An 8626-nucleotide genomic window follows, 5' to 3' on the forward strand; every position below is an offset into this window, starting at 1 on the left:
CCCTCAGCACTTTAAGGCTTAAATTTTTAATGAATTTAGAAAAATTTTCAAAGCTTATCTTAAGTGAGAAAAAGCGCTCTTTTATCAGCTTTTGGCTATCATTTTTTAAAAATTTAAGAGAGTAAAATGCGCAATCTAAATCAACTTTTCGTCTTTACAAACTCGCGTAAGATCAGGGAATTTAACGCTGGTTTTAATGACGAGCTAATCCCAAAAAGCCTAAGCATCGCCGAGTTTTATAAAAAAGCCGTTTTTGTAAATGGCCGCTTTGAGATTGACAGCACCTACGCTTTGGTGCTTATGAACAGAGCCTGTGCCAGCGTCAAAGAGGCAAACTCGGTGCTTAAAATCCCAACTGAGTTTTTTGAGTTTTTGAAAAACAACGACTATCTTTTTTCATTTTTTAAAGAGCTTGCTATCAGTAAAAAGAGCATTGCTGATATCAAATTTAACGACATTTACGCTGATTTTGAGGAGCATTTAAGCATACTTGAAGCGGTTTTAAAAGAGTATGAGAGCTTGCATGATAAAGAAGATCTTTATGATGATATAACCTTGCCAAAAATTTACTCAATAAACGAAGCTTACATAAGAAGTTTTAGTGAAATTTCACTGCACATTGATGGCATTTTAAGCGAGTTTGAGTGGGAAATTTTAGAAAAAATCTCAAAACTAACAACACTAAAGATTATCTTTCAAACTAGCGTTTTTAATAAAAAACTAATAGATAAGATAAGGCAAATTTCAGCCATTAATGAGCTTGAAAACTATAAAAAATATGAGCTAAATTTAAACACAAATGAGCTAACTTGCTTAGAAAATATCACAAAATTTGAGCCAGTTTTAGTAAGAAATTTTGCCACAAGAAGTTTGCAGTGCGCTTACGCTATGGCAAAGGCGAGCGAGTTTGTGCGTGAGGGCATAAAGCCTGAAAATATCGCTGTCATCTTGCCAGATGAGGGCTTTAGCGAGATTTTAAGGCTTCATGATAGTGCTAAAATTTTTAACTACGCTATGGGCGAGAGCTTTAAAAATACAAAATTTTATGAGGCGCTTTACTACATCACAAGAGCGATCAATGAAGAGGCAAGCCCAGTTTTTGATCAGAGCAGGTGTGAGAGCTACGAGGAGCTTGGCTTTATTTTAAGCGAATTTGGCGTGAGCGAGCAGCTTTTTGAGAAATTTAAAGCTAGCTATTTTGAGGCGTGTGAATTTGGCAAATTTAAAGAGCTAATAGATGAGCTTTTGGTGCTTGAAAATGAGCCAAGATGCGAAGAGAAACTCGCACTTGAGCTTTTTAGGATGGAGAATTTGTGCAGGTATTTTAGCTTTAGCCTAAAGCAGCTAAGTGAAATTTTCTTGCTAAATATCTCGCGCCTAAGCATCGATGACGTGGGCGGTGGAAAGATCGGTGTCATGGGCATGCTAGAGAGCCGCGGGATGAAATTTGATGGCGTCATTATAGTTGATTTTAACGACAACTTCATCCCAGCAAGAAGTGCAAACGAGATGTTTTTAAACTCAAAAGTGAGGCAAAAAGCGGGGCTTATAAGCTACATTGAGCGCGAAAATTTGCAGAGATTTTACTACGAAAGCCTCATAAATAACGCCAAAAAAGTGGCGATAAGCTGCTGCGTAAATGAAGAGAGCATACCATCAAGATTTTTAAAAAATTTCAAAACGATAAAAGATGAAAAATTTAGCGACGAGGCATATTTGAAGCTATTTTTAAAGGGAGAGGCGAGCTTAAATTTAAAGGATGATGAGGTTATTTTAGAGCATGATTTCTTCGCAAATACACTCTCGTTTTCGACGCTAAATTTATTTCTAACCTGCCCAAGAAAATACTACTACACAAAGATAGCTCACATAGATGCGCCAAAAGGTGTAGCAAAAGAGCTTGGCACAAAGCTAGGAAGTAGCGTGCATGGCGCACTTTGCGAGTACTATACGAGTGATTTTTACAAGCAAAATAACATTTTTGACTTAGAGCTTTTTAAACAAATGCTCGCAAAGCAAGACATAACGCCACTTGAGTTTGAAATTTGGACGCATAAATTTAAAGAGTATGAAATTTACGAAAACGAGCGTTTAAGGGCTGGTTTTAGGGTGCTTGAGTGCGAAAAAGAGGTGCAAAGCGAGTTTTGCGGCGTGCAGATAAAGGGATTTATCGATAGGATCGATGCGGACGCAAACGGCGACGTGCTTATACTTGATTATAAAACGGGCGAGGCAAATGTAAATTCGCTCCAGCTTGCCTTTTACGAAGCACTTTACGGCGGAGAGGTGCGAAGTGCCTATTATGCCCTAAAAAACGAGCCTAGCTTACTATGCCCTAAAAAAAGCGTAGAGGATCTAGGTGACGAGATAGAAAAGCTAAAAACCATAAACAAAACCAAGATAAATTTTGAAAGAAAGAGCGGTGCTTGCGCATTTTGCGAATACGTCACACTTTGTAGGAGAGAGTTATGAAAAATTTTTTAGCCCTAAAAGCAAGCGCTGGAAGCGGTAAAACCTTTGCACTAAGCGTTCGCTACATCGCTTTGGTGCTTCGAGGTGAAAATATAAACGAGATCGTCGCTCTAACTTTTACAAAAAAAGCAGCAAACGAGATGAAAGAGCGCATAATCGCCACTTTTTTGGACTTGCAAAACAAAAAAGGCGAGCTTGAAGCGGTGTGCGCGGAGCTTGATATAAGCCAAGATGAGGCGATAAAAAGGCGAGATGAGAGGCTTGGCGTCTTTTTGCAAAGTGAGCTAAAAATTTATACATTTGATGCGTTTTTCTCTGGGATACTAAAGAAATTTAGCCAAAATTTAGGGCTTAGCCCTGATTACAGCGTGCAAGATAGCTTGCAAGATCTGGCGTGGAAAAAATTTGTAAAAGAGGCGAGCAAGGATAAAAAGCTTCTTAGCGAGCTAGCGCTAATGATGATCATCTCAAGCCAAAAGGAGGCTAGCTTTTCGCAGACTTTGGCGAAATTTTATGAGAGCTTTGGCGGCGAGCTAAAAGATAGTGGCGCAAGCTATCCAGATGATAGCAAGGTAAGGGCGGCGCAAAAGGCGTTAAATGAGCATATAGCCTTGCAAAATGGCGCTAGCGATGTGGCTAAAAAGACATTTGGCGAGCAGAATTTATTTGAGCTATTTAAGAGTAAGGTTTTTGCTAGGCAGAGCCTAGACTACCGCACTTTTAGCAAAATTTACACCCCTGAGCTTGATAGGCTTTTTTGTGAGCTAAAAGAAGCTGCTAAAAACTACATTTTAGAAGTCGAAAAGTATAGGCTAAGTGGCTTTAGTAAGCTATTAAAGCTTTATAAGGCTTCAAATTTGGAGCTAAACAAGGAGATAAATGCGCTAAGTTTTGCTGATATAAACAAGCTGGTTTTTAAGCTTTTGGTGCAAAGCCTGGACAAAGAGGCGCTTTATTTTAGGCTTGATGGTAGGATAAATCACCTCTTAGTCGATGAGTTTCAAGATACAAACGTGATCCAGTACGAGATCATCTTGCCGCTCATCGCTGAAATCGTCTCTGGATACGGACAAAACGGGCTTGGAAGCTTCTTTTATGTCGGCGATACGAAGCAGAGTATCTATAAATTTAGAGGCGGCAAAAAAGAGCTTTTTGACAAGCTTGGAGATGATTTTAGCCAGATAGATATAGAAAATTTGCCAAGCAACTACCGTAGTTTAAAGGCTTTGGTGAAATTTAATAACGCCGTTTTTGAAGAAATTTATCATAGATATGGGCTTAGTTTTGAGCCGCAAGAGCCAGCCAAAAAAGATGAGACGCTAAGCTACGAGGTAAGCGGTGAGTGTGCATACTTTGAAGTAGAAAAAGACGACTACGGCTACTTGCGTGTGCTAAGCGATGAAGATATCGCAGGTGCGGTCGTTTCGCAGGCAAAAGAGCTTTTAAAAGCTGGCGTAAATGCAAGCGAGATAACCGTGCTTTGCTGGAAAAATAGCGACATTAGTCTCATTTCAGAAGTGCTTAGCAGTGAAGGGATAAAAAGCGTCAATGAAGGCACTTTGGAGCTAAAAAGAACGCCACTTATCGCTGCGATCATCGAGTATGCGAAATTTTGCCTTTTTAGTGAAGAAATTTATGAGAAAAATGTAAAAGCACTAGTAAATGCAAACGTAAAAAAACTAAATATAAAGCCAGAAGTGAGCGCGACAAATAGCCTATTTTACCTAGCTAAAAATTTAGGCATAAGCATGGCAGACGTTGATATCTTAAGGCTTTTTGAGCTAAGTGTGGGGTATAAAAATTTAAGTGATTTTATATTTAATCTTGAAAATTTTAGCTCTAAAATCAGCCCAAAAAGTAGCGACGGCGTGAGAGTGATGACCGTGCATAAGTCAAAGGGGCTTGAGTTTGCTCACGTCATAGTTTGCGACATGATGGGTAAGGGCAGGGGAGATGACTCAAATTTTATAACCGAATACAGCGAAAAGGGCGAGTGGATCGTAAAGAGTAAAATTTCAGGAAGAGAAAATTTTGATAGCGACTATGCAAGCGTTTTAGAGCAGATAAAAGAGCTTGAAAAGCAAGAAAATATCAATAAAATTTACGTCGCTTTCACAAGGGCAACAAAGTCGCTTATCATCATCAAGCAAGCCGTCCCAAGCGGAAATAGTCCAAGCTTTTTCTCGTTTTACACAAGAAGTGACAAGAGCGAGGCAAACGACTATCTTGATCTAAAAGAGTTTAGCTTTGGCAAAATTTTACCTAGCAAAAGCGAGCAAAAAGAGACAAAAAATGATGAAAAAATGCCTGAAATTTTAAAGATAGAGAGGCAAGAGATTGAGGCAAAAGAGCAAAAGACGAGCGGGAAAAATTTAAACGCGATATATTTTGGCCTTGCGTTTCACTATCTGCTTGAGATGAGCGAAAAATTTGATGAAATTTCACTAGAAAAAGCTAAAAATTTGATGCTAAATAAATTTCATAAATTTTTGCCGCTTGAAGTCCTTGAAGATGCCCTTACTAGGGCAAAAATGCTTATAAGTGAGCCAAAATTTATAGAGTGCATAAAAGACAAAGAAATTTATAAAGAGCAACCATTTAAAGTAAAAAATGAGTTAAAACAGATGGATCTTTTTTGCTTTAATGAGCGTGAAATTTGCGTGATTGATTATAAAACGACAGATAAAAATATAGAAGAGAACAAAAAACAGGTAAAAGAGTATAAAGATGCGCTCGCTAAATTTTATGAAAAACATAGTATAATCGCCGTCATCTTCTATGCACTTGAAGGCAAAATTTCATATATTGAAGTTTAAACGCTACTTAATTTAAGCTTTATTAAAGCATTGTTTAAATACAATCACAACTCAAAAATTAACTTGGCAAAGGTAAGAAAATGACAAAAATAACAAAGCCAAACGAAGTTAAGCGAGACTGGATCGTAGTTGATGCAGCCGGTAAGCGCTTTGGTAGATTGCTAACTGAGGTAGCAACTATACTTCGCGGCAAAAACAAACCATGCTTCACGCCAAACGTAGATTGTGGCGACTATGTTATCATCATAAATGCTTCTAAAGTAGAATTTACTGGTAATAACAAAGCTGAAGATAAACTTTATCACAGACACTCAGGATATTTTGGCAGCGTAAAGAGCGAGAAATTTGGCGATTTGATAGCAAATAAGCCAGAAAAACTATTTAAATTAGCTGTTCGTGGCATGCTTCCAAAGACAAAACTTGGAAGAGAGATGATAAAAAAACTAAAAGTTTATGCTGGCAGTGAGCATCCTCATACGGCACAAATAGCTAAAAAAGAAGGAAAATAATTATGGCAAAAGTTTATGCAACTGGTAAAAGAAAAACTGCCGTAGCAAAGGTTTGGATAAAGTCTGGAAGCGGTAAAATCGTAGTAAATGGTATGGATCTTAATACTTGGCTTGGTGGTCACGAGGCTATCAAGCTTAAAGTTATTCAACCACTTTTAGTAACAAAACAAGAGAGTTTAATAGACGTAGTAGCTACAACTTTAGGTGGCGGTTATTCAGCACAAGCTGAGGCTTTAAGACACGGCATTTCACGTGCTTTAGCTGATATGGATGCTGATTTTAGAGCAGCGCTTAAACCAAAAGGCTTACTAACTAGAGATTCTCGTGTTGTTGAACGTAAGAAATTTGGTAGAAGAAAGGCTAGAAGAAGCCCACAATTCTCTAAACGTTAATGGTTTTTTGCAAGTGCTTTTGCATTTGCAAAATTTAGGTTATGTAAATTGTCAGATTTACATTAAGAATTTGGTTATAATTTAAAGTTGATTTATTTTTATTTAGGTAAAATTATAGTCAACATTAAAAATCCCTATTTGAAAGGAATTCTATTATGAAAAAGATTGCTTTAGCTATGGTTGCCGCAACAGCGGTTTTTGCGTCTAACGCAGCATACAACTATGAGATCACTCCAACTATCGGCGGTGTTCATCCAGAAGGAAATCTACGTGTAAAAGACCATAACTTTGTTGGTATTAGAGCGGCTAGAAACCTTGAAGATTTCTTCTTTGATCAAGTTGAGCTTGGTGTTGATTACTCTCAAAAACTAAAAGAGAGAACAGGTAACGTTGTAAGAGAGGGTAGAGCTCTTAGATACCACGCTAACCTTGTAAAAAATATCGTTGACTTTGGACCAGTTAGCCTATATGGTTTAATCGGCGCTGGTTATGAAGATGTTCCAGCTATTTTTGTTAAAAACGAAGATGGCGGTTTTGGTCAATACGGTCTTGGTTTAAGATATCAAGTAACTGATAGATTTGCTCTTAAAGCAGAGGCAAGAGATGCTATTAAATTTGAGCACGCTGATCATAACCTATTCTATTCACTAGGCTTTGGCATCGGTCTTGATTCAAAAGCAGCTCCAGTTGTAGCAGCAGCTCCAGCAGCTCCAGCAGCAGCTCCAGCTCCAGTTCTTGATGATGACAATGACGGTGTGCCAAATGATATCGATCAATGCCCTAACACTCCAGCTGGTGTAGTTGTTGACGAAAGAGGATGTGAGAAAGTTATCGTTCTTAGAGACCTAGATGTTAACTTCGCATTTGATAGCTACAAAGTTGGACCAAAATATGCAGCTGAGATCAAAAAAGTAGCTGACTTTATGGGTGAACACCCAGATTATAAAGTTGTACTTGCTGGTCACACTGATAGCGTAGGTGCAGAAGCTTACAACCAAAAACTATCTGAAAAAAGAGCAAAAGCAGTGGCTGAGGTTCTTGCTGGTTACGGCGTAGAAAAAGCTAAAATTTCTACAGTTGGTTACGGCGAACTTAAACCAATCGCTACAAACAAAACTAAAGAAGGTCGCGCTCAAAACAGACGTGTTGAAGCTACTTTCAATAAATAATTTTATTATTTAAAATTACTTCTTTAGGGCTTGGCTTCGGCTGAGCCCTTTTTTATTTCTGCGGAGAATTTCATGAAAAAAACTATACTTTTTGACTTAGATGGCACACTTATAGACTCTACTTCTGCTATTTTAAAAGGTTTTGATGCGGCGTTTTTAGTTCATGACAAGAAAGAGCCTGATCATGATGCACTAAAATCTCTAGTAGGATATCCGCTTGAAATAATGTTTGAAAAACTCGGTGCAGATAAAAATTTGCTTGCCGACTATGTAAAAGAGTATAAAGCTTGCTATGAGAAGATCTATTTAGATGAGACTGCGCTTTTACCGCATGCTATGGATGCTTTAAAAGAAGCTAGCACGTTTGCTGATGTTGGTGTTGTTACGACAAAGACATCAAAATTTTCTATCATTTTACTTGAACATTTAGGTGTTATGAAATTTATAAAAACGGTTGTCGGACGAGATGATGTAGTAAACCCAAAACCAGATCCAGAACCTATAAATTTAGCTTTGAAGAGACTAGATAAAGAAAAAGATAATGCGTTTATGGTTGGCGATACCATTATGGATCTAAAGGCTGCTAAAGCTGCTCTTATAACGGGTGTTGGCCTTACATGTGGATATGGTAAAGAGTCTGATTTGAGGCAGTTTAGCGAGCATATATTTGCAAATCCACATGATGCTGTCAGCTTTATCAAAGAAGCATAATAGTGAAAGTTTATTAAGACTCCTGAGTCTGATACTACTTTAAATGCAATGTTATTCATAAAAATTTTTGATTTTAACTTTCTGCAAAATACTTCGTTCAGATACAAAAAATTTTATAATTTTATGTCAAAAATACCTGCTACTATTTTATCAATCTAGATAATTCTTGCTTTTAATAAATTCTGCATTTTTTGTTGTGTTAGATAAATTTATTAGTAAGATATGCAATAAATATGCATTTATTAGTTAGAGATTTTGAGATTTTGTTGGTATCGAAAAAAAGATCTCATAGCACTTGTTATAAATACAAGTGATACAAAATCAAGCGTGGATGATGGCAAAAAGATCCGCCAAAATGTACTTAGATTTAAAATCCCTTACTTCACAACTATCCGTGCAGCACTTGCAGCTGCTAAGTCACTAAGCACAGTTCAAACTGGCAAAGCACTTGAGGTAAAAAGCCTGCAAGAGTATCTAAGCGAGAGATGAACCAAAAAGAGTGCGTAGTAGAGGCGTTGGCTAGCCTTGGTGGCATGGCAACGCTCTTTGATCTTTAC

6 protein-coding genes and 1 pseudogene are annotated in these 8626 nt (G+C 37.6%); all 7 read left to right on the forward strand.

Going from position 1 to position 8626, the window contains the following annotated elements; all coding sequences use genetic code 11:
- Window positions 1–126: 126 nt before the first annotated feature.
- Entirely contained in the window at window positions 127–2472 is a 2346-nt protein-coding gene (locus F3G76_RS04730) for a PD-(D/E)XK nuclease family protein (protein WP_149706061.1), read from the forward strand.
- Window positions 2469–5288 (forward strand): RecB-like helicase, encoded by a 2820-nt coding sequence (locus F3G76_RS04735; protein WP_149706062.1) that lies wholly within the window; start codon window positions 2469–2471, stop codon window positions 5286–5288. The genes F3G76_RS04730 and F3G76_RS04735 overlap by 4 nt, the downstream gene beginning before the upstream one ends.
- A gap of 80 nt (window positions 5289–5368) precedes the next feature.
- Entirely contained in the window at window positions 5369–5797 is a 429-nt protein-coding gene (rplM, locus tag F3G76_RS04740) for a 50S ribosomal protein L13 (protein ID WP_002939292.1), read from the forward strand.
- Between the two features lie 2 nt (window positions 5798–5799).
- On the forward strand, window positions 5800–6189 hold the full coding sequence (gene rpsI, locus F3G76_RS04745) for a 30S ribosomal protein S9 (protein ID WP_002939337.1): 390 nt from the start codon (window positions 5800–5802) through the stop codon (window positions 6187–6189).
- A gap of 155 nt (window positions 6190–6344) precedes the next feature.
- Entirely contained in the window at window positions 6345–7358 is a 1014-nt protein-coding gene (locus tag F3G76_RS04750; RefSeq protein WP_103611550.1) for an OmpA family protein, read from the forward strand.
- A 72-nt stretch (window positions 7359–7430) separates the two neighbouring features.
- Window positions 7431–8069 (forward strand): HAD family hydrolase, encoded by a 639-nt coding sequence (locus tag F3G76_RS04755; protein WP_107930858.1) that lies wholly within the window; start codon window positions 7431–7433, stop codon window positions 8067–8069.
- Window positions 8070–8357: 288 nt separating this feature from the next.
- A pseudogene (locus F3G76_RS04760) lies at window positions 8358–8558 on the forward strand (hypothetical protein); the annotation flags it as partial.
- Window positions 8559–8626 lie beyond the last annotated feature (68 nt).

The organism is Campylobacter concisus, from assembly GCF_902460575.1.
GTDB classification, from domain to species: domain Bacteria; phylum Campylobacterota; class Campylobacteria; order Campylobacterales; family Campylobacteraceae; genus Campylobacter_A; species Campylobacter_A concisus_AW.

What these genes read in the sequence shown, in the direction of transcription:
- F3G76_RS04755 (WP_107930858.1), top strand. Translation starts at nt 7,431, where the DNA reads ATGAAAAAAACTATACTTTTTGACTTAGATGGCACACTTATAGACTCT.
- rpsI (WP_002939337.1), top strand. Translation starts at nt 5,800, where the DNA reads ATGGCAAAAGTTTATGCAACTGGTAAAAGAAAAACTGCCGTAGCAAAG.
- F3G76_RS04730 (WP_149706061.1), top strand. Translation starts at nt 127, where the DNA reads ATGCGCAATCTAAATCAACTTTTCGTCTTTACAAACTCGCGTAAGATC.
- F3G76_RS04735 (WP_149706062.1), top strand. Translation starts at nt 2,469, where the DNA reads ATGAAAAATTTTTTAGCCCTAAAAGCAAGCGCTGGAAGCGGTAAAACC.
- F3G76_RS04750 (WP_103611550.1), top strand. Translation starts at nt 6,345, where the DNA reads ATGAAAAAGATTGCTTTAGCTATGGTTGCCGCAACAGCGGTTTTTGCG.
- rplM (WP_002939292.1), top strand. Translation starts at nt 5,369, where the DNA reads ATGACAAAAATAACAAAGCCAAACGAAGTTAAGCGAGACTGGATCGTA.